The organism is Streptomyces herbicida (assembly GCF_032656585.1).
GTDB lineage: Bacteria > Actinomycetota > Actinomycetes > Streptomycetales > Streptomycetaceae > Streptomyces > Streptomyces herbicida.
This window is the reverse complement of the sequence record NZ_JAUYWJ010000015.1, coordinates 97,537-122,259: the sequence shown is the minus strand read 5'-3', so window position 1 is coordinate 122,259 and position 24,723 is coordinate 97,537. Positions and strand designations below refer to the sequence as shown.

Annotated in this window: 20 protein-coding genes, 1 tRNA gene and 1 pseudogene; 10 read left to right on the top strand and 12 right to left on the bottom strand. The window is 70.1% G+C overall.

The window, feature by feature from the left end; all coding sequences use genetic code 11:
* Positions 1 to 414 precede the first annotated feature (414 nt).
* On the bottom strand, positions 415 to 1,527 hold the full coding sequence (locus tag Q8A52_RS29655) for a LacI family DNA-binding transcriptional regulator (RefSeq protein WP_316756921.1): 1,113 nt from the start codon (positions 1,525 to 1,527) through the stop codon (positions 415 to 417).
* Between the two features lie 439 nt (positions 1,528 to 1,966).
* Between Q8A52_RS29655 and hisC the strand changes: the two genes are divergently transcribed.
* Positions 1,967 to 3,046, top strand: a complete 1,080-nt coding sequence (hisC, locus tag Q8A52_RS29650; protein ID WP_316756919.1) for a histidinol-phosphate transaminase — start codon at positions 1,967 to 1,969, stop codon at positions 3,044 to 3,046.
* A 7-nt stretch (positions 3,047 to 3,053) separates the two neighbouring features.
* Here the strand turns inward: hisC and Q8A52_RS29645 are convergent, their stop codons facing one another.
* Positions 3,054 to 3,434 carry a cyclophilin-like fold protein gene (locus tag Q8A52_RS29645; protein ID WP_316756917.1) on the bottom strand — a complete coding sequence of 127 codons (381 nt, stop codon included), beginning with the start codon at positions 3,432 to 3,434 and terminating at the stop codon, positions 3,054 to 3,056.
* Between the two features lie 251 nt (positions 3,435 to 3,685).
* On the opposite strand from Q8A52_RS29645, the gene Q8A52_RS29640 reads away from it, so the two are divergent.
* From Q8A52_RS29640 to cydD, 3 genes are read left to right on the top strand one after another with little or no spacing between them, the layout of a single operon-like run.
* Positions 3,686 to 5,194 carry a cytochrome ubiquinol oxidase subunit I gene (locus Q8A52_RS29640; RefSeq protein WP_316756915.1) on the top strand — a complete coding sequence of 503 codons (1,509 nt, stop codon included), beginning with the start codon at positions 3,686 to 3,688 and terminating at the stop codon, positions 5,192 to 5,194.
* Between the two features lie 18 nt (positions 5,195 to 5,212).
* The gene (cydB, locus tag Q8A52_RS29635) at positions 5,213 to 6,217 is read left to right on the top strand and encodes a cytochrome d ubiquinol oxidase subunit II (protein ID WP_316756913.1); all 1,005 of its coding nucleotides are present in this window, start codon (positions 5,213 to 5,215) and stop codon (positions 6,215 to 6,217) included.
* Positions 6,218 to 6,277: 60 nt separating this feature from the next.
* Positions 6,278 to 9,799, top strand: coding sequence for a thiol reductant ABC exporter subunit CydD (cydD, locus tag Q8A52_RS29630; RefSeq protein WP_316756910.1), 3,522 nt, complete (start codon positions 6,278 to 6,280; stop codon positions 9,797 to 9,799).
* Positions 9,800 to 9,842: 43 nt separating this feature from the next.
* On the opposite strand, the gene Q8A52_RS29625 is transcribed toward cydD, so the two are convergent.
* The 7 genes and pseudogenes from Q8A52_RS29625 to Q8A52_RS29595 all read right to left on the bottom strand — a co-directional run bounded on the left by Q8A52_RS29625 (position 9,843) and on the right by Q8A52_RS29595 (position 16,687).
* The gene (locus Q8A52_RS29625) at positions 9,843 to 10,769 is read right to left on the bottom strand and encodes an HAD-IIB family hydrolase (protein WP_316756908.1); all 927 of its coding nucleotides are present in this window, start codon (positions 10,767 to 10,769) and stop codon (positions 9,843 to 9,845) included.
* 90 nt (positions 10,770 to 10,859) lie between these two features.
* A complete protein-coding gene (locus Q8A52_RS29620) occupies positions 10,860 to 11,762 on the bottom strand; it encodes an LLM class flavin-dependent oxidoreductase (protein ID WP_316756906.1) in 903 nt (300 codons plus the stop codon).
* Positions 11,763 to 11,804: 42 nt separating this feature from the next.
* Positions 11,805 to 12,262, bottom strand: a pseudogene (locus tag Q8A52_RS29615) (hypothetical protein).
* Positions 12,263 to 12,274: 12 nt separating this feature from the next.
* Positions 12,275 to 12,823, bottom strand: coding sequence for an RNA 2'-phosphotransferase (locus Q8A52_RS29610; protein WP_316757232.1), 549 nt, complete (start codon positions 12,821 to 12,823; stop codon positions 12,275 to 12,277).
* Positions 12,824 to 12,959: 136 nt separating this feature from the next.
* Positions 12,960 to 13,904 (bottom strand): MerR family transcriptional regulator, encoded by a 945-nt coding sequence (locus Q8A52_RS29605; RefSeq protein ID WP_316756904.1) that lies wholly within the window; start codon positions 13,902 to 13,904, stop codon positions 12,960 to 12,962.
* Between the two features lie 144 nt (positions 13,905 to 14,048).
* A complete protein-coding gene (locus Q8A52_RS29600) occupies positions 14,049 to 15,812 on the bottom strand; it encodes an SDR family oxidoreductase (RefSeq protein ID WP_316756902.1) in 1,764 nt (587 codons plus the stop codon).
* Complete coding sequence (locus Q8A52_RS29595) at positions 15,809 to 16,687, bottom strand: M24 family metallopeptidase (RefSeq protein ID WP_316756900.1); 879 nt, start codon at positions 16,685 to 16,687, stop codon at positions 15,809 to 15,811. Before Q8A52_RS29595 ends, Q8A52_RS29600 begins: the two co-directional genes overlap by 4 nt.
* 215 nt (positions 16,688 to 16,902) lie before the next feature.
* Between Q8A52_RS29595 and Q8A52_RS29590 the strand changes: the two genes are divergently transcribed.
* The 6 genes from Q8A52_RS29590 (at position 16,903) to Q8A52_RS29565 (ending at position 21,073) form a co-directional block, all read left to right on the top strand.
* The gene (locus tag Q8A52_RS29590; RefSeq protein WP_316757230.1) at positions 16,903 to 17,877 is read left to right on the top strand and encodes an ABC transporter ATP-binding protein; all 975 of its coding nucleotides are present in this window, start codon (positions 16,903 to 16,905) and stop codon (positions 17,875 to 17,877) included.
* Complete coding sequence (locus tag Q8A52_RS29585; protein ID WP_316756897.1) at positions 17,867 to 18,775, top strand: ABC transporter permease subunit; 909 nt, start codon at positions 17,867 to 17,869, stop codon at positions 18,773 to 18,775. Before Q8A52_RS29590 ends, Q8A52_RS29585 begins: the two co-directional genes overlap by 11 nt.
* On the top strand, positions 18,772 to 19,683 hold the full coding sequence (locus Q8A52_RS29580) for an ABC transporter ATP-binding protein (RefSeq protein ID WP_316756895.1): 912 nt from the start codon (positions 18,772 to 18,774) through the stop codon (positions 19,681 to 19,683). The genes Q8A52_RS29585 and Q8A52_RS29580 overlap by 4 nt, the downstream gene beginning before the upstream one ends.
* A gap of 10 nt (positions 19,684 to 19,693) precedes the next feature.
* The gene (locus Q8A52_RS29575; protein ID WP_316756894.1) at positions 19,694 to 20,413 is read left to right on the top strand and encodes an ABC transporter permease; all 720 of its coding nucleotides are present in this window, start codon (positions 19,694 to 19,696) and stop codon (positions 20,411 to 20,413) included.
* Between the two features lie 93 nt (positions 20,414 to 20,506).
* Positions 20,507 to 20,725 (top strand): SGM_3592 family protein, encoded by a 219-nt coding sequence (locus Q8A52_RS29570; RefSeq protein WP_316756892.1) that lies wholly within the window; start codon positions 20,507 to 20,509, stop codon positions 20,723 to 20,725.
* A 261-nt stretch (positions 20,726 to 20,986) separates the two neighbouring features.
* A tRNA-Ser gene (locus tag Q8A52_RS29565) sits at positions 20,987 to 21,073 on the top strand.
* Positions 21,074 to 21,141: 68 nt separating this feature from the next.
* On the opposite strand, the gene Q8A52_RS29560 is transcribed toward Q8A52_RS29565, so the two are convergent.
* The 3 genes from Q8A52_RS29560 to pheA form a co-directional block, all read right to left on the bottom strand.
* Positions 21,142 to 21,945 (bottom strand): HAD family hydrolase, encoded by an 804-nt coding sequence (locus tag Q8A52_RS29560; protein WP_316756890.1) that lies wholly within the window; start codon positions 21,943 to 21,945, stop codon positions 21,142 to 21,144.
* The gene (gene serS / locus Q8A52_RS29555; RefSeq protein WP_316756888.1) at positions 21,942 to 23,219 is read right to left on the bottom strand and encodes a serine--tRNA ligase; all 1,278 of its coding nucleotides are present in this window, start codon (positions 23,217 to 23,219) and stop codon (positions 21,942 to 21,944) included. Before serS ends, Q8A52_RS29560 begins: the two co-directional genes overlap by 4 nt.
* Before the next feature lie 530 nt (positions 23,220 to 23,749).
* Positions 23,750 to 24,682 carry a prephenate dehydratase gene (gene pheA, locus Q8A52_RS29550; RefSeq protein WP_316756886.1) on the bottom strand — a complete coding sequence of 311 codons (933 nt, stop codon included), beginning with the start codon at positions 24,680 to 24,682 and terminating at the stop codon, positions 23,750 to 23,752.
* Positions 24,683 to 24,723 lie beyond the last annotated feature (41 nt).

The window sequence follows — 24,723 nt, the reverse complement described above, 5'->3', positions numbered from 1 at the left end:
GATCGCGCCATGTGATGACCCAGGGGTGGTGAATCAGAGCAAGACTCCAGTTCAACGCGGCTTTCGCCCCGTTTGGGCAGGGGTTTCACCTCCCGATGGCCGACTGAAGAGCCCCTGGCACCGAGTGGACGACCTCCTGGCGTCAGGCTGACGACCCGCTGTCGCAGTCCGACGACCCGCTGTTGCGATGCGCACGACCGCCGCCGTCGAGCCGATGAGTCCCCGCCGGCGGCTGTCGAGTCGGGCCCTCCAGGTGTGATGCGCTCGTGATCGGCGGACCCCCGGTTGCCGCTGCCCCCCCACCCGGCGGTCCGGCCCGGATCCGCCCGCCGGTCCGGCCGGTCTCCCGCGAGCCCGGCCCGTCGGCCCCGCGCTCCGCCGGACCGGCCTGCGCGCCCCCTCGGCGAACGGGCGCTACTTCTCCTCCGGCACCCGCGGCGGGCTGACCGTCGTCCGCGGCGAACGGCGCTGGGACGATGTGCGCACGATCAGTTCGGTCGGTATCACCTGCTCGACCGGGTGCTCCGACTCGACTCCCTCGATGGCGTCGATGAGGAGCTGGACCACGGCCGTGCCGATGCGCCGGGGCTTCAGGGACAGCGTGGTGATGGGCGGCTCGGTGTTGGCGTACACCGTGGACTCGCTGCAGCACACCAGCAGCAGGTCGTCCGGGACGCGCAGACCGTAGCGGCGGGCGGCGGCCAGCAGGTCGGTGCCGTTGGGGTCGAAGAGGCCGTAGACGGCGTCCGGACGGTCGGGGCGGGCCAGCAGCCGGTCGGCGGCGACGGCGCCGGCACACGGGTCGTGCGCCGGGTACGCCTCGTAGACCGGGTCCTGGCCGACCCGTTCGCACCAGTGCAGATACGCGGTGGTCGACAGATGGGTGTACGTGTCCGTCGTCGTCCCCGTGAGCAGGCCGATCCGGCGGGCGCCCGCGGCGGCGAGATGGTCGAGGATGCCGAGTACGGCGGCCTCGTGATCGTTGTCGACCCATGCCGTGACCGGGAGCGAACCGGCCGGGCGGCCGTCGGAGACGACCGGCAGGCCCTGCCGGACCAGCTCGCTGACCACCGGGTCCTGGTCGGAGGGGTCGATGACGACCGTGCCGTCCAGGGCGACGTTCGACCACACGTCGTGGCGCGAGGTCGCGGGCAGGATCACGAGCGCGTAGCCGCGGGCGAGTGCGGCCGAGGTCGCGGCGCGGGCCATTTCGGCGAAGTACGCGAACTCGGTGAAGGTGAAAGGTTCATCCCCGTACGTCGTCACGGTCAGGCCGATGAGTCCCGACTTGCCGGTACGGAGAGTGCGGGCGGCGGCCGAGGGTCGGTACCCCAGCCGGTCGGCGACCTCGCGGACATGGCGCCGGGTGGCGTCCGGGAGCCGGCCCTTGCCGTTGAGGGCGTCGGACACGGTCGTGATGGAGACCCCGGCGGCGGCGGCGACGTCTCTGATGCCTGCTCGACCCGGCCGACTGCCTCGACGTGAGGTTTCCGCGCGGCTCACCTGGTGCTTCCCTGCTGCTGTCATGGCGAGCCGATAGTAGGGCTCAGGCGGTGGGGTAGTGCGGACGCATATGCACGCGTTGACAGGCACGTTTCTGCATGGTCAGAAGGGGTCAACTGCCTTAGAAAGAAAGTCAGTTGAACGATCCAATGGCAGGACGTGACTTGTCGGCGCGCATGGGCCTGCCAAGTGTCCGATGTTTCGAAGAGGTCTCAACTCACCTTGACGAGCGATGCGCGCCACGGCGCAAGCCACCGGCGCGTAGATATATGTGCGACGCGCCCCCCGTTTCATGCACCTTCATGCGGTGATGCCCCTGTTGCGGGTGGGGCTGATGTGGTTTGCGCCTCACTATTTCCCGTCGCTTCTCACCTGTACGCAGGAGCGCCGAATCCTCATAAGGTGAGGAGTATTGGAAGCCGGCGGCGCGGAGGGTCCGCCGGTGGTCGCGAGGAGGACTGCGGTGAGCGAGACGAGCCCGAAGCTGCGCGCCGAGCTGGAGGGTATCCCCACCTACAAGCCGGGGAAGCCCGCCGCGGCCGACGGCCCGGTCGCCTACAAGCTGTCCTCCAACGAGAACCCCTACCCTCCGCTGCCCGGGGTCATGGAGTCGGTGACCTTGGCCGCCGCGAACTTCAACCGCTACCCGGACATGGCCTGCGGCGGGCTGATGGACGAGCTGTCGGAGCGCTTCGACGTCCCGGTCTCCCACCTGGCCACCGGCACCGGCTCCGTCGGCGTCGCCCAGCAGCTGCTCCAGGCCACCAGCGGCCCCGGCGACGAGGTCATCTACGCCTGGCGGTCCTTCGAGGCGTACCCGATCATCACGCAGATCAGCGGTGCGCGATCGGTGCAGGTGCCGCTCACGCCGGGCGACGTGCACGACCTGGACGCGATGGCGGACGCGATCACGGACCGGACCCGGCTGATCTTCGTCTGCAACCCCAACAACCCGACGGGCACGGTCGTACGGCGGGCCGAGCTGGAGCGGTTCCTCGACCGGGTGCCCGGCGATGTCCTGGTGGTGCTGGACGAGGCCTACCGGGAGTTCATCCGTGACCCGCAGGTGCCGGACGGCGCGGAGCTCTACCGCAGCCGGCCGAATGTCTGTGTCCTGCGTACGTTCTCGAAGGCCTATGGACTCGCCGGGCTGCGCGTCGGGTTCGCGATCGCGCATGAGCCGGTCGCGGCGGCGCTGCGCAAGACGGCGGTGCCGTTCGGCGTGAGCCAGCTTGCGCAGGAGGCGGCGATCGCCTCGCTGCGAGCCGAGGACGAACTGCTCGGCCGGGTCGGTTCACTGGTGTGCGAGCGCCGGCGCGTGGTCGACGCACTGCGCGCTCAGGGCTGGACGGTGCCCGAGACCCAGGCCAACTTCGTCTGGCTGCGGCTGGGAGAGAGCACGGCCGCCTTCGCCGCTGCCTGCGAACAGCATGGCGTCGTGGTCCGGCCGTTCCCCGGCGAGGGCGTGCGGGTGACGATCGGGGAGCGCGAGGCGAACGACATCTTCGTGAAGGTGGCGGAGGCGTTCCGCAAGGAGCTCTGAGGAGGCCTTACTCGTCCACGAGCTCCACGCGGACCGGGTCGCCCTCGCGGACCGTCGCAAGGAGGCGCGGGTCGCCGTCGAGGCGGCCCAGGACATTGCACGGGCTCGCGAGGCGACACTCGTCGCCTCGCGAGATCGGCGTGGGGCCGTAGGGGAGGGCGAGGGACTCGCCCTCCGTCCAGAAGGCGACGGTGCCGGGCGCGACGACCTGGTGGGCGTCCGTTTCACATGGAACGGAGACGCCCGTGTCGAAGTAGACCTCCTCGCCCCAGGTGCGGGCGGTGGAGGCGAGGGGCAGCGCCTTGGTGAGGGCCCGCGTGGTCGGCGTGTCCTCAAGCGTCGCCGTGAGGTGAGCCGAGGGCCAGGAGATGCATATCTGCGTCCGCATGCCTCGGATTCAACATTATGTTGAAGCAACAGGGGAAGCCCCTTGCGTGCCATGGGCCCACCGGCCCTTTTCGGCCAGGGTCCGCCGGGCTGCACTTAGGGACCCCCCACCCCTCCGACATCGAACGGCTATGCGTCATAATTGCTTGTGAATGTGAACGCGTTCACAAGCGTGTCCCGGTTGCTCCGATGATGTGTGTGACATAAGGGGCAAACTGCCGCTGGACCACGGCATGTAAGGAGATTGTCGACGTGGACTTGGCTTTGGCGCCGGAGACACTGGCGCGCTGGCAGTTCGGCATCACCACCGTCTACCACTTCCTGTTCGTGCCCTTGACGATCTCGCTGGCGGCCCTCACGGCCGGCCTGCAGACGGCGTGGGTGCGCACGGAAAAGGAGAAGTACCTCAGAGCCACCAAGTTCTGGGGCAAGCTCTTCCTGATCAACATCGCGATGGGTGTCGTCACCGGCATCGTGCAGGAGTTCCAGTTCGGCATGAACTGGTCCGCCTACTCCCGCTTCGTCGGCGACATCTTCGGCGCACCGCTCGCCTTCGAGGCCCTGATCGCCTTCTTCTTCGAGTCCACCTTCATCGGTCTGTGGATCTTCGGCTGGGACAAGCTGCCCAAGAGAATCCATCTGGCCTGCATCTGGATGGTCTCGATCGGCACGGTCCTGTCGGCGTACTTCATCCTCGCGGCCAACTCATGGATGCAGCACCCCGTCGGCTACCGGATCAACAAGGCGAAGGGGCGTGCCGAGCTCACCGACTTCTGGCACGTGCTGACCCAGAACACCGCGCTGGCCCAGGCCTTCCACACGCTCTCCGCGGCCTTCCTGACCGGCGGCGCCTTCATGGTCGGGATCGCCGCCTACCACCTGTCCCGCAAGAAGCACATCACGGAGATGAAGACCTCGCTGCGGCTCGGTCTGATCACCGTGGTCATCGCCGGTCTGCTCACCGCGGTCAGCGGCGACACCCTCGGCAAGGTCATGTTCAAGCAGCAGCCGATGAAGATGGCCGCCGCCGAGGCCCTGTGGGACGGCCAGGACTCCGCACCGTTCTCGATCTTCGCGTACGGCGATGTGGAGAAGGGCCACAACACGGTCGCGATAGAGGTGCCGGGCGTGCTGTCCTTCCTCGCGAACGACGACTTCCGCTCCTATGTGCCCGGCATCAACGACGTCAACAAGGCCGAGCAGCAGAAGTTCGGGCCGGGTGACTACCGGCCGAACATCCCCGTCACCTTCTGGGCGTTCCGCTGGATGATCGGCTTCGGTATGGCGTCCTTCGCCATCGGTCTGGCCGGACTCTGGCTGACCCGGAAGAAGTTCATGCTGCCGCAGCACCTGCGGGTGAACGACGACGAAGTGCCGCATCTGGTCCTGTTCAAGAACAAGGCCCTCAGCCCGAAGCTCACCACCTGGTACTGGCGCATCGCGATCTGGACCCTGGCCTTCCCGCTGATCGCCAACTCCTGGGGCTGGATCTTCACCGAGATGGGCCGCCAGCCCTGGGTCGTCTACGGCGTGCTGCAGACCCGCCATGCGGTCTCCCCCGGCGTCTCCCAGGCCGAGGTCCTCACCTCGATGACCGTCTTCACCGTGCTGTACGCGATCCTCGCCGTCGTCGAGGTCAAGCTGCTGGTGAAGTACATCAAGTCCGGTCCGCCCGAGCTCACCGAGGCCGACCTCAACCCGCCCACGAAGATCGGCGGCGACGCCCGTGACGCCGACAAGCCGATGGCCTTCTCGTACTAGGCCGAGGGAGCTGCAGTCATGGAACTTCACGACGTCTGGTTCGTCCTGATCGCCGTCCTGTGGACCGGCTACTTCTTCCTGGAGGGTTTCGACTTCGGGGTCGGCATCCTCACCAAGCTTCTCGCCCGCAACCGGCCCGAGAAGCGGGTGCTGATCAACACCATCGGCCCGGTCTGGGACGGCAACGAGGTATGGCTGCTCACGGCCGGCGGCGCGACCTTCGCCGCCTTCCCCGAGTGGTACGCCACGCTCTTCTCCGGCTTCTATCTGCCGCTGCTGGTCATCCTGGTCAGTCTGATCGTCCGGGGTGTCGCCTTCGAGTACCGGGCGAAGCGGCCCGAGGAGAACTGGCAGCGCAACTGGGAGACGGCGATCTTCTGGAGCTCGCTGATCCCCGCTTTCCTGTGGGGTGTGGCCTTCGGCAACATCGTGCGGGGCGTGAAGATCAACGAGCACGCCGAGTACATCGGCAGCGTGTGGGACCTGCTGAACCCGTACGCGCTGCTCGGCGGCCTGGTGACGCTGACGCTGTTCACCTTCCACGGTGCGGTGTTCACCGCGCTCAAGACGGTCGGGGACATCCGGGAGCGGGCACGGAAGCTCGCGCTGCGGGTGGGTCTCGTCACGGCCGTGCTGGCAGTGATCTTCCTGCTGTGGACGCAGGTCGACAGCGGTGACGGCAAGAGCCTGGTGGCCATGATCGTGGCGGTCGTCGCGCTGGTCGCCGCTCTGGTGGCCAACCAGGCGGGCCGCGAGGGATGGTCGTTCGCCCTGTCCGGCGTCACGATCGTGGCCGCCGTGGCAATGCTCTTCCTGTCGCTCTTCCCGAACGTCATGCCGTCCTCGCTCAACGGCGACTGGAGCCTCACGGTCACCAACGCCTCGTCGAGCCCGTACACCTTGAAGATCATGACCTGGTGCGCAGGGATCGCCACGCCGATCGTGCTGCTCTACCAGGGCTGGACGTACTGGGTGTTCCGCAAGCGGATCGGCACGCAGCACATAGCCGAAGCCGCGCACTGAGTCTGGCAGGAGGGGTGTTCACCACGTTTACGTGAAACACCCCTCCTTGGGCCGAAGGGCATGTTTCACGTGAAACCAATCGATCCGCGTCTTCTGCGCTACGCCCGCGCCACACGGCTCTTCCTGGTGGCGGTCGTCGCCCTGGGTGCCCTCGGCGCCGGACTCGTCATCGCGCAGGCCATGCTCATCGCCGAAGTGGTGGTCGGTGCCTTCCAGTACGGCCAGTCGGCGACCGAACTGCGCACCGCCCTTGTGCTGTTGGTGGCGGTCGCGGGCGGCCGTGCGCTGGTCTCCTGGCTCACCGAGCTCGCCGCGCACCGGGCGAGCGCGGCAGTCAAGTCCGAGCTGCGCGGACGGCTCCTCGACCGCGCCGCGGCACTGGGCCCCGGGTGGCTGAGCGGACAGCGGACCGGTTCGCTGGTCACCCTCGCCACGCGTGGTGTCGACGCCCTCGACGACTACTTCGCGCGCTACCTGCCGCAGCTGGGGCTCGCGGTGGTCGTGCCGGCCGCGGTGCTGGCGCGGATCGTCACCGAGGATTGGATGTCGGCGGCGATCATCGTCGGCACCCTGCCGCTCATCCCTCTCTTCATGGCGCTGATCGGCTGGGCCACCCAGTCCCGGATGGACCGTCAGTGGCGGCTCCTGTCCCGGCTCTCGGGGCACTTCCTGGATGTCGTCGCGGGGCTGCCCACCCTGAAGGTGTTCGGGCGCGCCAAGGCCCAGGCCGAGTCCATCCGCCGCATCACCGGTGAGTACCGCCAGGCGACCCTGCGAACCCTGCGGATCGCCTTCCTCTCCTCCTTTGCGCTGGAGCTGCTCGCGACGCTGTCCGTCGCGCTGGTCGCAGTGACGATCGGGATGCGGCTCGTCCATGGCGACATGGACCTCTACATCGGGCTGCTCATCCTGGTGCTGGCCCCCGAGGCCTATTTGCCGCTGCGCCAGGTGGGGGCGCAGTACCACGCGGCGGCGGAGGGACTTGCCGCCGCCGAAGAGATCTTTGCCGTGCTGGAGACACCGGTGCCCGCGTCCGGGACCGGGCCGGTGCCCTCGGCAGCCCTCTCCTTCGAGGGTGTGACGGTCCGGTATCCCGGGCGCTCCACGGATGCCGTGACGGACGTCTCCTTCGCCGTCGAACCCGGAGAGACCGTCGCCCTGCTCGGTCCGAGTGGTGCGGGCAAGTCCACGCTGCTGAACGTCCTGCTGGGGTTCGTACGGCCCAGCGAGGGCCGGGTGCGGATCGGGGGAGCCGATCTGGCCGACGTCGACCTGAAGGAGTGGCGCTCGCACATCGCCTGGGTGCCGCAGCGGCCGCACCTGTATGCCGGGACGATCACGGAGAACGTACGGCTGGCGCGCTCCGACGCGGACGACGACGCCGTACGGCGGGCGCTGCGCGACGCGGGTGCCCTGGAATTCGTGGACGCGTTGCCCCAGGGGGCCGGGACCGTGCTCGGCGAGGACGGGGCCGGGCTCTCCGCCGGGCAGCGGCAACGGCTCGCGCTGGCCCGGGCGTTCCTCGCCGACCGGCCCGTACTGCTGCTGGACGAGCCGACGGCCGCGCTCGACGGGGCGACCGAGGCCGAGGTCGTGGCGGCGGTGCGGCGGCTGGCGGTGGGACGGACCGTGCTGCTGGTCGTGCACCGACCGGCGTTGCTCGGCGTTGCCGAGCGCGTGGTGCGGCTGGAGGCAGCCGAGTTCTCCGGCACATCGGCCACCGCTTCCCCCGCTTCCGCCGTTGCCGGCTCCCGCCACGCGCGCTCCGTCGAGGAGATGCCGGCCGCCGGTCCTGCCGAGGACGGGACCGAAGCCGGCCCCACGGAGTCCAAGGGGCGGGTCCTCGCCCGTGTCCGCGCCCTCGCCGGACCCCGGCGCGGACGCCTCGTCCTCGCGCTGCTCCTCGGGAGTCTGGCGCTCGGCTGTGCCGTCGGGCTGATGGCGACCTCCGGCTGGCTCATCTCGCGTGCCTCGCAACAGCCGCCCGTGCTGTATCTGATGGTGGCCGTGACGGCCACGCGGGCCTTCGGGATCGGGCGGGCCGTGTTCCGGTACGCGGAGCGGCTGGTGTCGCACGACGCCGTGCTGCGGATGCTGGCCGACACCCGGGTCGCCGTGTACCGGCGGCTGGAGCGGCTGGCGCCCGCCGGGCTCCGCACGGCCCGCAGGGGCGACCTGCTGTCCCGGCTCGTCGCCGACGTGGACGCGCTGCAGGACTACTGGCTGCGCTGGCTGCTGCCCGCGGGGGTCGCGGTGGCCGTGTCCGCCGGATCCGTGGCGTTCACCGCCTGGCTGCTGCCCGGGGCCGGAGCCGCGCTCGCGGCGGGACTGCTCGCGGCCGGGATCGGCGTACCGCTGCTGACCGGCGCCGTGGCCCGGCGTGCCGAGCGACGGCTGGCGCGCGCCCGGGGAGGTCTCGCGACGCGAGTGACCGACCTGCTCTCCGGCACCGCCGAGCTGACGGTCGCCGGCGCGCTGCCCGCCCGCACCGACGCGGCCCGGCGGGCCGACGGCACCCTCACCCGGATCGCCTCGCGGGCCGCCACCGCCACCGCCCTCGGCGACGGACTCACCGCGCTGATCTCCGGCCTGACCGTGGCGGGCACCGCGCTGCTGGGTGCCCAGGCGGTCGCCGGGGGCCGGCTGGACGGGGTGGTGATGGCCGTGGTCGTCCTCACCCCGATGGCCGCCTTCGAGGCCGTGCTCGGACTGCCGGTGGCCGTGCGATACCGGCAGCGGGTGCGCCGCAGCGCGGAGCGTGTGGACGAGATCCTGGACGCCCCCGAGCCCGTACGGGAGCCGGAGCGGCCGCGGCAGGCGCCCGCGTCACCGTTCCCGGTCGTCGTGAAGGGGCTGGGCGCCCGGTACTCCGGGCAGCACCGGGAGGCGCTCACCGGGCTCGACCTGATACTGGAGGAAGGGCGCCGCGTCGCCGTGGTCGGGCCGTCCGGGTCCGGCAAGACGACCCTCGGCCAGGTGCTGCTGCGGTTCCTCGACCCGGGCGCGGGCTCCTACACGCTGGCCGGTGTGGACGCGTACGCGCTGGACGGCGATGACGTACGGCGGCTCGTCGGGCTGTGCGCCCAGGACGCGCACCTCTTCGACAGCTCAGTCCGTGAGAACCTGCTGCTCGCGAAGAAGGACGCGACCGAGGCGGAGCTGCGGGACGCGCTGGCGCGGGCCCGGCTGCTCGACTGGGCGGACGGGCTGCCCGACGGGCTCGACACGCTGGTCGGCGAGCACGGCGCACGGCTGTCCGGCGGACAGCGTCAGCGGCTGGCGCTCGCCCGCGCGCTGCTCGCCGACTTCCCTGTCCTTGTGCTCGACGAGCCCGCCGAGCACCTGGATCTGCCCACCGCCGACGCGCTCACGGCCGATCTGCTGGCCGCCACCGAGGGCCGTACGACGCTGCTCATCACCCACCGTCTCGCGGGACTCGAAGCGGTGGACGAGGTGCTCGTGCTGGACGAGGGACGCGTGGTGCAGCGCGGACCGTACGCCGAACTGGCCGCCGTGGAGGGGCCGTTGCGCGTCATGGTGGAGCGGGAGGCCGAGGCGGAGCTGCCGGCCGGAGTGCGCTGAAGCGGTCTGCCGGGCGGACGGACGTGTCCGCGGCCCGATGAGGCTACGCCCGGGCCGCCAGCAACTGCTCGATGACGACGGCCACCCCGTCCTCGTTGTTGGCGACCGTCCGCCCCGACGCCGCGGCGATCACGTCCGGGTGCGCATTGCCCATCGCGTACGACTGACCCGCCCAGGTCAGCATCTCCACGTCGTTGGGCATGTCCCCGAAGGCGACGACCTCCTCGTGCGAGATGCCGCGCTCGGCGCAGCACAGGGCGAGGGTGCTGGCCTTGGAGACGCCGGGGCCGCTGAGCTCCAGCAGGGCGCTGGGGCTGGAGCGGGTGACGTTCGCACGGTCGCCGACGGCGAGGCGGGCGAGGGTGAGGAACGCGTCGGGGTCGAGATCCGGGTGATAGGCGAGGATCTTGAGCACCGGCTCAGTGGCACCCGGACCGTCGGACGCCAGGAGTTCCTCGGCCGGAGCGAGATTGTCCGGTATCTCCATGTGCAGCTTCGGATAGGCAGGTTCCTGATGGAAGCCGTACGTCTGCTCGACCGCGTACACCGTGCCCGGCGCCGCGTCGCGCAGCAGCCGTACGGCGTCGAGGGCGTTCTCCCGGGCCAGTTCGCGCACCTTCACGAACCGGTGGGTGCCGGGGCTGCCGTGCAGGTCGACGACGGCGGCGCCGTTGCCACAGATCGCCAGGCCGTGGCCGTGGACGTGGTCGCTGACCACGTCCATCCAGCGGGCGGGGCGGCCGGTCACGAAGAAGACCTCGATGCCCGCTTCCTCGGCGGCGGCCAGCGCGGCGACCGTACGCGGGGACACCGACTTGTCGTCACGCAGCAGGGTGCCGTCGAGGTCGGTGGCGATCAGCCGCGGCGGGACGAAAGGGATGCCTCCCTGCTCGAGCGCGGTCGAGAGCTTGGGGGCGGCCGGGGTCTCGGGCGTTCCGGTGGCTGAGGTCACCGGGCCATTCTCGCGCATATGCCAGCACGGCCGTGCGCGAGCCCGCACAGATGAGACATAGATGACGCCTGGCCGACGCCGAGGTGGCCGGGGTGGCACCGGGCCGGGTCAGTCCAGCTGTGCCAGGGCCTCCATGGCGATCTGCTCGAAGACCTTCTCGTTCACGGCGAAGTCCGAGTCGGGGACGGGCCAGTGGATCACGATCTCGGTGAAGCCCAGCTCCCGGTGCCGGCCCGCGAAGTCCACGAACGCGTCCAGGGACTCCAGCGGCCGGCTGCGGTCCGGGGTGAAGCCGGTGAGCAGGATCTTGTCGAGGCCGGCCACGTCCCGTCCGAGCGCGGCGCAGGCGTCGGCCAGCTTCTCGGTCTGTCCGCGCAGCGCCCGGACCGACTCCTGCGACGTGCCGTTCTCGTACAGCTTGGGATCGCCGGTGGTCACCCACGCCTGGCCGTACCGCGCGGCGAGCTTCAGCCCGCGGGGGCCGGTGGCGGCCACCGCGAAGGGCAGCCGGGGCCGCTGCACGCAGCCCGGAATGTTGCGCGCCTCGTGCGCCGAGTAGAACTCGCCCTCGTGCGACACCGAGTCCTCGGTGAGCAGTCGGTCCAGCAGCGGCACGAACTCGGCCAAGCGGTCCGCGCGCTCGCGCGGGCTCCACGGGTCCTGGCCGAGCGCCGTGGCGTCGAAGCCGGTGCCGCCTGCGCCGACGCCCAGCGTGACCCGGCCGCCGGAGATGTCGTCGAGCGAGATCAGCTCCTTGGCGAGGGTCACCGGGTGCCGGAAGTTCGGCGAGGTCACCAGCGTGCCCAGGCGGAGCTGGTCGGTGACGGCCGCGGCGGCGGTCAGCGTCGGTATCGCGCCGAACCACGGTCCGTCGCGGAAGCTGCGCCAGGACAGGTGGTCATAGGTGTAGGCGGTGTGGAAGCCGAGCTGCTCGGCACGCGTCCAGGCCGAACGGCCGCCTTCGTGCCAGCGGCGGTACGGGAGGATCACGGTGCTCAGACGCAGACTCATGCGTCCGAGACTAAGGGGACCCGCCGACCAGGGACGAAACCGTCACCGTACGCGGCAGCTCAGCCACGGGGTGAGGCCGAGCATCGGCACGTACTCCTTGGCCGTGCGGTCGCCGGGCAGCGGAACGATCAGGAAGCGGCCCGGCGGAAAGCGGCGGGCCTTGACGTGGGCGAGGCCGTCGAAGACCGAGCGGAGGAAAGCGGGCACGTCGTCGCGCGGCACGTCGGGGCACTCGACGCCCTCGACGGTGATCAGCGCGTCGTCCTCGGGACGGAGCCGCACGCTCACCCGGGGCAGGCCGCCGAACTCTGCGTACGCCTCGTGCGGCAGTGAGCCGTCCGGGTCGGTGGTGACGCCGACGCCCGCGGCGCTGCGGCGCGAGGTCCGGTCGGCGCCCATGTCGTGGGTCCCCCGATCTCGCGCCCGTACTCGGCGGCGATCGCACGGAGCGCGGTGACGGCGGCCTCGGTGGCCGGGAAGTGGTCCATGCCACTGATCACGCCGGAGGGGGGTCAGTGCGGCTCGGAGAACCGGAGGTATTCGGACGGTACGGCCTGGGTCAGCCACACACCGTTCGCGCTGACGTGGAAGACGTGGCCGGCGCGGTGCATGGCGGCCGCGTCGACGGTCAGTACGACGGGGCGGCCGCGGCGGGCGCCGACCCGGGTCGCGGTCTCGCGATCCGCCGAGAGGTGTACGTCGTGCCTGTTCATCGGCCTGAGGCCTGCTGCACGGATCGACTCCAGGTTGCGGGCGACGGTCCCGTGGTACAGGTACTGCGGAGGGGTCGCCGGGGGCAGTCCGAGGTCGACCTCGATGCTGTGGCCCTGGCTTGCGCGGATCCGGGTGCCCTCGACGGCGAACCGCTTCTTGTCGTTGGCGGCCACCACATGGTCGAGCTCGGTGCGGCTGAACCGGAATCCGTGTGCGGCCGCCGCGGCGATCAGGGTGTCGATCTCGACCCAGCCGCCCTCGTCGAGCGTGAGCCCGATCCGTTCGGGCTGGTGCCGCAGGTGCTTCGAGAGGTACTTCGACACCTTCACGGTGCGCCTCTCGTCCATCTCTCTTTCGTTCACTCCACCAGCGTGCGGGAGAGACGCGGATCACGCAGGTTATTTTCGCTGGGAGGTTTGATCCACAACCAAGTCCGGTTATCCACAGGGGAATTGGCGAAGTTGTGGACAAGTAGTGGGCGCTTCAGGGAGTTTCGTCAAGGTCGCTCACGCCGCTGTGACTTGTTGTCAGCTCGTCCAAGAGCCGTGCGCGCACCTCGCTTTCGGCGGCCAACGCGACGAACTCGGCAGTCCGCTCGACGCCAACCAGCCGCTCCACGGCCCGGATCGTCTCCGACGGGATCGGTACGTAACGGCTCTCTTCGACCGGTTTTCGTGGATCTCCCCCGCCCAGCTGTCGGCGCAGATGACGGGTGGCGAACAGGCGCATCGCACGGGCGAGTTCGGCGTCCACGGTCTGCTGCGCGAGGGGGCGCAGGCGCCGTACGAGCGAGGCCGCTTCCGCTGCCCCGGCGTCGGTGAGGTGGTGCGGGTCGTCCAGGTAGCGGGCGAAGACGTGCTCGGTCGTGAACTCCAGGAAACGGGTGGCTATGTGCTCGACGTGGATCCTCAACTCCCGCAGATGGCCGGTGATCGCGGACAGCGGGACTCCGGCTGTGTGCAACTCCACTGCGACGGCCAGCTCTTGGGGGCTGGGAACGAGGAACGAGTCGGGGTCTTCGGGTACGGGTTCGAGCACGCCGAGTTCGACCGCCTCGGCCACGGCGTCGTCGGGAGCGCCGCCGAAGCGGGCGTCCAGCTCCGCGCGGGACACCCGGGAGGGCTCCTCGTCCGTCCACGGGCCCTCGACCTCGTCGACCAGGCCGAGGACGCCGCCCAGGCCCCGGCCGGTGTCCCAGGCCTCCAGGAGTTCCTTGATGGAGGCCAGGGTGTAGCCGCGCTCGAGGAGGCCGGCGATCTGGCGCAGGCGTGTGACGTGGGTGCACGAGTAGACGTTGGCCCTGCCCCGGCGTTCGGGGCGGGGGAGGAGGCCGCGGTCCTGGTAGGCGCGGATGGTGCGCACCGTGGTGCCGGTGTGGTGGGCCAGGTCTTCGATGCGGTAGGGCGTGGGGGCCGGGGGGTCGGTCATGTGGGGTCCTTGGTGGGTCGCCCGGTGCTGGTGCCGGGGCTGAGGTGGGTGCGCTCTCCCGCGCCGGCGGGTGCCGCTGTGGGTGAGCGCACCCACCCGTGCCGCCCTGCGGCACGACTGCCCGCAGCTATGCGGGCTGCCGTCTCACAATCGCGGCTCCACCCTTGCGATCGCCCTCAACGCGCCCGGCATGAAACGGGACATGAGATGCGCGCCGCGGGCCTCCGGAGTCACCGGTACCACCGCCTCGTTGCGGGTCACCGCTCGCAGGATCGCCTCCGCGACCTTCTCCGGTGGGTAATTGCGCATCCCGTACAGGCGGGCCGTCCGCTTCTGGCGGCGGCGTTCCTCCTGCGCGTCCACTCCTGTGAAGCGTGCGGTGGAGGTGATGTTGGTGTTGACGAAGCCGGGGCAGATCGCCGTCACGCCGATGTCCTGACCGGCGAGTTCGGCGCGCAGGCACTCGGAGAGCATCAGGACGGCCGCCTTGGAGGTGCTGTAGGCGGGCAGTGCCTTGGAGGGCTGGTACGCGGCGGCCGACGCGATGTTGACGATGTGGCCGCCCTGGCCCCGCTCGGCCATCTGACCGCCGAAGAGGCGGCAGCCGTGGATGACACCCCACAGGTTGACGTCCAGGACCTTGCGCCAGTCGTCCGGCGTCGTGGTGAAGAAGGAGCCCGACAGCCCGATCCCGGCGTTGTTGACCAGCACGTCCACCACGCCGTACTCGTCGGCGACCTTCTCGGCGAGCTTCTCCATGGCCTGCTCGTCGGAGACGTCGACGGTCTGCGCCCAGGCCTTCGGCGCGCCCAGCAGCCGGGACAGCTCCGCGGTGCGGGCGGCGGACTCCGCGTCCCGGTCGACGGCCACCACACGCGCGCCCGCCTCCGCGAACGCGAACGCCGTCGCCCGCCCGATGCCGCTGCCGGCGCCGGTGACCAGCACGAGCCGGCCGCCGAAACGATCGGAGTGGCGCCCGGAGGGCTTCACCTCAGGGCGGCCGCCCTCGACCCTGGTGACGAACTCGTCGATCCAAGCGGCCAGTTGATCGGGACGGGTGCGCGGTACCCAGTGCTTGGCCGGCAGCGTCCGCCGGGTCAACTGCGGAGCCCACCGCTCCAGTTCGTCGTACAGCTTCTCGGAGAGGAACGCGTCCTCCAGGGGCGTGATGAGCTGCACGGGCGCGTGCGCATACGCGTCCGGGCGTGGCCTGAGCAGGCGGGACCGTACGTTGTCCCGGTACAGCCACGCGCCGTGTGCGGCGTCCGTGGGCAGCGAGGAGGTCGGGTAGTCGCCGCCGGGGACCTTCTCGACCCGCTCCAGGATCTTCGGCCAGCGCTTGCCGAGGGGGCCGCGCCAGGCCAGTTCGGGCAGAGCCGGCGTGTGCAGGAGGTACACGTACCAGGACTTGGCTCCCTGGCCGAGGAGCTGGCCCACCCGGCGGGGCGTCGGGCGCTTCACCCGCGCGTTGATCCAGTGACCGAAGTGGTCGAGGGACGGGCCGGACATCGAGGTGAAGGAGGCGATGCGCCCCTCGGTGCGCTTGACGGTGACGAACTCCCACGCCTGCACCGAACCCCAGTCGTGGCCCACCAGGTGCACCGGCCGGTCCGGGCTGACCGCGTCCACGACCGCCAGGAAGTCGTCGGTGAGCTTCGCCAGCGTGAAGCCGCCGCGCAGCGGCTTCGGTGCCGTCGAGCGGCCGTGGCCCCGGACGTCGTACAGCACGACATGAAATCCGCAGCGGTCGGCGAGGCGGACGGCGACCTCCGACCAGACCTCCTTGCTGTCCGGATAGCCGTGCACCAGGACCAGCGTCGGCTGTGCCGGGTCCCCGAGCTCCGTCACGCACAGCTCGACCCCGCCGGTCCGCACCCGGCGCTCCCGCGCGCCCTTCAGCGTCGTCACTCGTCCTCCGCCCAGCGCCGCACTCCCCCACGCTCGAACGACCTCGCGCGGGGGGACCCCCATGGCAGATCGTCGTCCAGCCAGAAGGCGCTCTGCTCGGGGTCCCCGGAGTCGGTGACGACCAGGAGCTCCTCGAACTTGGCGCCCGTACCCCGGAAGCCGAGGTGGGGTTCGACCGCCCACAGGCCCGGCTGCGGCGGGTGGTCGGAGAAGCGATACGGCGACCACAGGGGCGACCAGCCCTCGCGGTGGCCGTGCAGCGCGTCGGACGCCAGGCCCTTCAGGGACTGGGTGGCGAATCCGAAGAGGTACGGCGACCAGCGGCGCTGCCTCACCCGGCCCACCTTGTGCGCGATCACACCGAAGGGGTAAGCGCGATGCCGGTTCGCGTAGCCCTGGCGGACCATGAGGCGGTCCACGTCCTCGTAGATCTCGCGCAGCGGACGCCGCTCGCGCACCTCGCGCAGGATCAGCGCACGGTGCGCTTCCAGGTCGGCCATCAGCCGGTCCTGCACCGGGTTGAGGCCGAGCGAGCCCGAGTAGCCGATGTCCGCCGTGTATCCCTCGTACACCGGAGCCATGTCCAGGATGAACGGCATCCCGGGCTCCAGGCGCCGGTTGGTCGGGAAGAACTGGAGCGGCACGCGGAAGTTCACGAACGCCGTCCGGTCCCCGAACCAGGCGAAGGGCAGGTGGAACCAGTCCCGCACGCCCCGCTCGCGCAGCCACTCGTGCTGCATCCGCGCCGCCTCGCGCTCGGTCACCCCGGGCTTCAGCTGTGCCGCCACCGCCTCGGCGCACTCGTACGCAAGGCGCTGGACCCGTCTGAATCCCCGCAGTTCCAAGGGGAGTTCGCTGTTCACTGCCGTCGTCATGCCGCCCCGTCCCGTCGACTGCGGTACGCGTCCGTAACTTGACACTGGTGAATGTGACAGTTGTTAGAGGCAGCGTCAATAGGCGGGATCATGGCTGTGGATAACTCTCAGGAAGGGGATCCCCTAGGGCCCCGTACGACTGGAGTCTGACGTCAAGACGGCTCTGCGGTCTGACGACCGGCGTGGCGCGCGTCACTACCGTCGAGGACGTGACTGTGATCGCGACCGAAAGCCTGAGCAAGCGGTTCCCCCGGGTGACCGCGCTTGACCGGCTCTCCGTGGACGTGGGACCCGGTGTGACGGGGCTCGTGGGTGCCAATGGAGCCGGCAAGTCCACACTGATCAAGATCCTGCTGGGTCTGTCCCCCGCCACCGAGGGCCGCGCCGAAGTGCTCGGCCTCGACGTCGCCACCAAGGGCGCCGCCATCCGCGAGCGGGTCGGCTACATGCCGGAGCACGACTGCCTGCCACCCGACGTCTCGGCCACCGAGTTCGTCGTCCACATGGCCCGCATGTCGGGCCTGCCCCCGGCCGCCGCCCGTGAGCGCACCGCGGACACCCTGCGCCACGTCGGTCTGTACGAGGAACGCTACCGGCCCATCGGCGGCTACTCGACCGGCATGAAGCAGCGAGTGAAGCTCGCCCAGGCGCTGGTCCACGACCCGCAACTGGTGTTCCTGGACGAGCCGACCAACGGCCTCGACCCGGTCGGCCGCGACGAGATGCTCGGCCTGATCCGCCGCATCCACACCGACTTCGGCATCTCGGTCCTGGTCACCTCGCACCTGCTCGGCGAACTGGAGCGCACCTGCGACCACGTCGTCGTCATCGACGGCGGCAAGCTCCTGCGCTCCAGCTCCACCCGGGACTTCACCCAGACCACGGCCACACTGGCGATCGAGGTCACCGACACGGACGAGCACCCCGACGGCACCCGCGCGGTGCGCGACGCGCTGCACACGCGCGGCGTGACCACCCTCGACGAAGGCGGCGGACTGCCCGGCGCCGGACACATCCTGCTGCTCACCGCCACGGGCGAGGAGACCTACGACCTGGTGCGCGACGTCGTCGCCGACCTGGGCCTCGGCCTGGTGCGCATGGAGCAGCGCAGGCATCACATCTCGGAGGTCTTCAAGAGCGACGCGGACAGCGACGCGGAGCGGAAGGAGGCGGTCGGCCATGGCGGTTGAGCCCACCGTGACGACACCGACGGGTGACCAGACCCGCATCCACAACATCGGCTATCGCAGCTACGACGGCCCCCGACTGGGCCGCGCCTACGCCCGCCGGTCCCTGTACTCGCAGTCCCTGCGCGGCGCCTACGGCCTCGGCCGCTCGGTGAAGACCAAGGTGCTGCCGATGCTGCTGTTCGTGGTGATGTGCGTGCCGGCGGCCATCATGGTCGCGGTCGCCGTCGCCACCAAGGCGCACGAACTGCCGGTGTCCTACACCCGCTACGCGATCGTCATGCAGGCCGTCATCAGCCTGTACATCGCCTCGCAGGCGCCCCAGTCCGTCTCCCGCGACCTGCGCTTCAAGACCGTGCCGCTGTACTTCTCGCGGCCCATCGAGACCGCCGACTACGTCCTCGCCAAGTTCGCGGCACTGGCCTCGGCGATGTTCGTCCTGACCGCCGCCCCGCTGCTCGTGATGTACGTGGGCTCGCTGCTCGCCAAGATGGGCTTCGCCCACCAGACCAAGGAATTCGGCCAGGGACTGGTCTCCGTGACGCTGCTCTCGCTGCTCTTCGCCGGGATCGGCCTGGTCATCGCGGCCGTGACCCCGCGCCGCGGCTTCGGTATCGCGGCCGTGATCGCCGTCCTGACCATCTCCTACGGCGCGGTTTCCACCCTCCAGGCCATCGCCGACGCCCAGGGCAGCACCGGCGCGGTTCCGTGGATCGGCCTCTTCTCGCCGGTCACGCTCATCGACGGAGTGCAGTCGGCCTTCCTGGGCGCCTCCTCCGCCTTCCCCGGAGGGGCCGGCCCGTCCAACGGGGAGGGCGCGGTGTACGTCCTCGTCGTCCTGGGCCTCATCGCCGCCAGCTACGGCCTCCTGATGCGCCGCTACCGGAAGGTGGGACTGTGACCACGCTCTCCATCGACCACGTATCCCGCTGGTTCGGCAATGTGGTCGCCGTCAATGACATCACCATGACCATCGGCCCCGGCGTCACCGGCCTGCTCGGCCCCAACGGCGCCGGAAAGTCCACCCTGATCAACATGATGGGCGGCTTCCTGGCCCCCTCCACCGGCTCGGTCACGCTCGACGGGCAGCCGGTGTGGCGCAACGAGCAGATCTATCAGCACATCGGCGTCGTCCCCGAGCGCGAGGCGATGTACGACTTCCTCACCGGCCGCGAATTCGTCGTCGCCAACGCCGAGTTGCACGGCCTGGGCGCCAAGGCGGCCCAACGCGCCCTGGCCACGGTCGAGATGGAGTACGCACAGGACCGGAAGATCGCCACGTACTCCAAGGGCATGCGGCAGCGCGTGAAGATGGCCTCCGCGCTGGTCCACGACCCGTCCCTGCTGCTGCTCGACGAGCCGTTCAACGGCATGGACCCGCGCCAGCGCATGCAGCTCATGGAGCTGCTCCGGCGGATGGGCGACGAGGGCCGCACGGTGCTGTTCTCGTCCCACATCCTCGAAGAGGTCGAGCAGCTCGCCTGGCACATCGAGGTCGTCGTCGCGGGACGGCACGCGGCCAGCGGCGACTTCCGCAGGATCCGCCGCCTGATGACCGACCGCCCGCACCGCTACCTGGTCCGCTCCAGCGACGACCGCGCCCTCGCGGCCGCGCTGATCGCCGACCCGTCGACGTCCGGCATCGAGGTCGACCTGGCCGAAGGAGCGCTGCGCATCCAGGCCGTCGACTTCGGCCGTTTCACGACCCTGCTGCCGAAGGTCGCCCGGGACCACGGCATCCGGCTGCTCACGGTCTCGCCGTCCGACGAGTCCCTCGAGTCCGTCTTCTCGTATCTGGTCGCGGCGTAGGAGGCCGAAGATGTACGACCCCACAGTCGCCCGGCTCACCTACCGGGCCCTGCTCGGCCGTCGCCGGGCTCTCATCCTCGGCGCGCTGCCGATGCTGCTGATCGCGATCTCCGTGGTGGTGCGCGGCCTGGCCGGCGCCGACGACCAGACCGCGGCCGACCTGCTGGGCGGGCTGGCGCTCGCCACGATGGTGCCGATCATCGGCGTCATCGCGGGCACCGGCGCGATCGGCCCGGAGATCGACGACGGCTCGGTGGTGTATCTGCTGTCCAAGCCGATCAAGCGGCCCGCGATCATCTTCACCAAGCTGATCGTGGCGATCGCGGTGACGATGGTGTTCTCCGCGGTGCCGACCCTGATCGCGGGCTTCATCCTCAACGGCAACGGCCAGCAGATCGCCGTCGCCTACACGGTCGCGGCCCTGGTCGCCTCCATCGCCTACGCGGCCCTCTTCCTGCTCCTGGGCACGGTGTCGCGGCACGCGGTGATTTTCGGGCTGGTCTACGCCCTCGTCTGGGAGGCGCTGTTCGGCTCCCTCGTCTCGGGCGCCCGCACGCTCAGCGTCCAGCAGTGGTCGCTGGCGGTCGCCCACAAGGTCACCGGCGGTGACCTGGTCACCTCGGACGTCAGCCTGACGACGGGCACGGTGCTGTTGGTCTCGGTCACCGTACTGGCCACCTGGTACGCGGGACAGAAGCTGCGGTCGCTGACGCTGGCGGGCGAGGAGTAGGCGTCGGCGAGGAGCAGGGACGTCGGCCTTGACGGGGGCTTCACCCCCGTCCGGGCACACTGGGTCCGGGGGATGCCGCTGGGAGGCACGGGAATGGCTGACGAGGCGCTGCCGTACGACGAGTGGGACGGGGTCGTCCTGGACGAGGACTTCATACGGTCCGCCGAGACGTCCGAGCCGTCCGCCCGTGCCCGGATGCTCGCCGCCCGCTGGCGTGCCGAGTCGCCCGAGCCGCAGCCGTGGCGCTCCGACGAGCCGCCCGCGGGGTGGTTCTTCAGCAGGGCACGTCGGCGCAGGTGGCGCCGCCGGTAAGGCGGTTCTGCGCACCGGTTAATTCAGTGGCGCCCAACTCGGGGGCGGGGCAGAGTGGTTGTGCCCCACCCGCCGGGACGGACCCGGCGTCACGATCTGGGAGAGGAGCCGGGCGATGCCCATGCACGGCAGTACGCCCAGCTCCCGACAGGGCAGTCTTCAGCGGACTCCGGAGTAGCCATTACCTCTCCGTGGAGCCGCGGACTGCCCGGGGCGGCCGCTTCGAGCACGCGATGTCGCTCTCGCGTGGGCCGCCCACCCGGAGGATTGGCCGAGTGGTAAGGCACTGGCTTGCTAAGCCATGGTCGGGTTGAGAAGCCCGCGCACGTTCGATCCGTGCATCCTCCGCGAGACGTTGTCACTGGGACCTGGCCGAGTCACCGGGCCGGGAGTGTGCTGAGCAGGTACAGCGGACGTCAGCTCAGCAACCGCTCCAGCACCACCGCGATGCCGTCCTCCTCGTTGGACGACGTCACCTCGTCCGCCACCGCCCTCAGTTCCTCGTGGGCGTTGGCCATGGCCACGCCCCGGGACGCCCAGGTGAACATCGGGATGTCGTTGGGCATGTCGCCGAAGGCGATCGTGTCGGTGGCCTTCAGGCCCAGGCGGCGGGCCGCCAGGGAGAGGCCCGTCGCCTTGGACAGGCCCAGGGGCAGCAGTTCCACGATGCCCTCGCCCGCCAGGGCGACCGTGACGAAGCCGCCCGCGGCCTGGCGGGACGCCTCGGCCAGCTCGTCGTCCGAGAGGGTGGGGTGCTGTATGTAGATCTTGTTCAGCGGCGCGGTCCAGAGGTCGGACACGTCGGTGAACGGCGTCGCCGGGAGCTTTCCGGTGACCGCGTACCCGGGGCCGACCAGCACCTCGCCGTCTAGGCCGTCCCGGCTCGCCGCGAGGAACAGCGGGCCCACCTCGGCCTCGATCTTGGCCAGGGCCACCCCCGCCAGCCGGCGGTCCAGGGTGACGGAGGTCAGCAGCCGGTGCTCGCCGGCGTCGTACACCTGCGCGCCCTGCCCGCAGACGGCGAGGCCCTGGTATCCGAGGTCATCGAGGATGTGCCGGGTCCAGGGGACCGAGCGGCCCGTGACCACGATGTGCGCCGCGCCCGCCGCGGTGGCCGCGGCGAGCGCGTCACGGGTGCGCTGTGAGATCGATTCGTCGGAGCGCAGGAGCGTTCCGTCGAGATCGGTGGCGACCAGCCCGTACGGGAAGCCGTCGCTCACTTGGCCACCGGCTCCAGGACCTCCCGGCCGCCCAGGTACGGGCGCAGCACTTCGGGGACCCGGACGGAGCCGTCGGCCTGCTGGTGGTTCTCGAGGATCGCCACGATGGTGCGCGGTACGGCGCACAGCGTGCCGTTCAGCGTCGCCAGCGGGCGGACCTGCTTGCCCTCGCGGACGCGGATCGACAGGCGGCGGGACTGGAACTCGGTGCAGTCCGAGGTGGACGTCAGCTCGCGGTACTTGCCCTGGGTCGGGATCCACGCCTCGCAGTCGAACTTGCGGGAGGCCGAGGCGCCGAGGTCACCCGTGGCGACGTCGATGACGCGGAACGGCAGCTCCAGCGAGGTCAGCCACTGCTTCTCCCACTCCAGCAGGCGCTTGTGCTCCTCCTGCGACTCCTCGGGAGTGACGTAGGAGAACATCTCGACCTTGTCGAACTGGTGGACCCGGAAGATGCCCTTGGTGTCCTTGCCGTGCGAGCCGGCCTCGCGGCGGAAGCAGGGCGAGAAGCCCGCGTAGCGCAGCGGCAGGCGGTCCGCCTCGATGATCTCGTCCATGTGGTAGGCCGCCAGCGGCACCTCGGACGTGCCGACCAGGTAGAGGTCGTCCTTGTCGAGGTGGTAGACGTCCTGGGCCGCCTGGCCGAGGAAGCCGGTGCCCGCCATCGACTGGGGGCGGACGAGGGCCGGGGTCAGCATCGGCGTGAAGCCGGCGGCCGTCGCCTGGGCGATCGCCGCGTTCACCAGGGCCAGCTCCAGCAGGGCGCCGACACCGGTGAGGAAGTAGAAACGCGAGCCGGAGACCTTGGCGCCGCGCTCGACGTCGATCGCGCCGAGCAGCTGGCCGAGCTCGAGGTGGTCCTTGGGCTCGAAGCCCTCGGCGCCGAAGTCGCGGATCGTGCCGTGCGTCTCCAGCGTGGCGAAGTCCTCCTCGCCGCCGACGGGCACGTCGGGGTGGACGAGGTTGCCGAGCCTGAGCAGAAGCTCCTGGGTCTCGGTGTCGGCCGCGTCGCGCTCGGCGTCGGCGGCCTTGACGTCGGCCTTCAGCTGCTCGGCGCGCTTGAGCAGCTCGGCCTTCTCGTCCGCGGGGGCCTTGGGGATGAGCTTGCCGAGCTGCTTCTGCTCGGCGCGCAGTTCGTCGAAGCGGACGCCGGACGACCTGCGCCGCTCGTCGGCAGACAGGAGGGCGTCGACGAGCGCGACGTCCTCTCCACGGGCGCGCTGGGACGCGCGCACACGGTCGGGGTCCTCACGGAGCAGGCGAAGGTCAATCACGGGCTCAAGGCTACCGGTGTGGGGTTGCCGCTCACGAATCACTATTCCAACGCGTTCCGATTCGTGGCATACGTTCAGTTATGAGTGAATTGCCGAGCGTGTCAAGGAAAAGTGTCTCACTCCCTGGGACGGGGCAAGCGGCGGGCGTCGTGTTGACTCGATTCCCTTGTGGAGAACGGGATTTGGCAGCCCGGTTGTCCACAGGGGTCCACACTCCGGGAAGAGTTATCCACAGGCTGTGCGGAAGGTCTGTGGATTTCGGAATTGATCACTCCGGTAGCGTTCGGCGGGCCGAAGAATTCCCGGCCCAAACCGCCCTGACACCCACTTTCGGGTGGAAAGGGGTCGCTCCAAAAGATGAACCAAAGGAAACGAGTGGACGAAGGGTGACCTGTGTGGCGGTGACCGCATCTGGGGGTCACAGGGCGATTTGTCGACTGAACGGCACTTCGTTGTCGACTTGTCCCCAGGTCGAGAAGCGCGCCTGTGGATAACTCCTGTGGATAACGAAGGTATGCAGGTAGGACTGGCTAGAAACGGCCGTCCTGGCACCGCGCGACCCAGTCCGCCGCCGCCACGAACTCCTCGTCCGACGTGCCCGGCAGCGTGGGCCGGACATCATCGGGCTTGATGTCGGCGCGCGGGTACGAGCCGAGGAACCGTACCTGCAGACAGATCCGCTTCAGCCCCATCAGGGCCTCGGCCATCCTGCGGTCGGAGATATGGCCCTCGGCGTCGATGCAGAAGCAGTAATTGCCGATGCCGGCGCCGGTGGGCCGGGACTGCAGCAGCATCAGGTTGATGCCCCGGGTGGCGAACTCGCCGAGGAGGTCACGCAGCCCACCGGGGTGGTCGTCCCGCTGCCACAGCACGACGGAGGTCTTGTCCGCGCCGGTCGGCGCCGCGGGCCGGGCCGGCCGGCCCACCAGGACGAACCTGGTCTGCGCGTTCTCCGCGTCGTGGATCCCGGTCTCCAGGGGCACCAGACCGTACCGGGCGGCCGCGAACTCACCGGCGAAGGCGGCGTCGTACCGGCCCTCCTGGACCAGCCGGGCGCCGTCGGCGTTCGACGCGGCCGACTCCCAGGTGGCGTCAGGGAGATTGGTCTTGAGCCAGTTGCGGACCTGCGGCTGGGCGGCCGGATGGGCGGTGACCGTCTTGATGTCGGACAGCTTGGTGCCGGGCCGGACCAGCAGCGCGAAGGTGATCGACAGCAGCACCTCGCGGTAGATCATCAGGGGCGCGCCCGCGACCAGCTCGTCGAGGGTGGTCGTGATGCCGCCCTCGACCGAGTTCTCGATCGGCACGAACGCGGCCTCGGCGTCACCGGCGCGCACGGCGTCGAGAGCGGACTGCACCGAAACGTACGGGATCAGCTCCCGGGTCGCCGCCTCCGGAAGCGTGCGCAGGGCCACTTCGGTGAAGGTGCCCTCGGGGCCGAGATACGCATAGCTCGCTGGCATGTCCTCACCCTAATGGCCTCGGGGAAATGGGGCTCACGTGT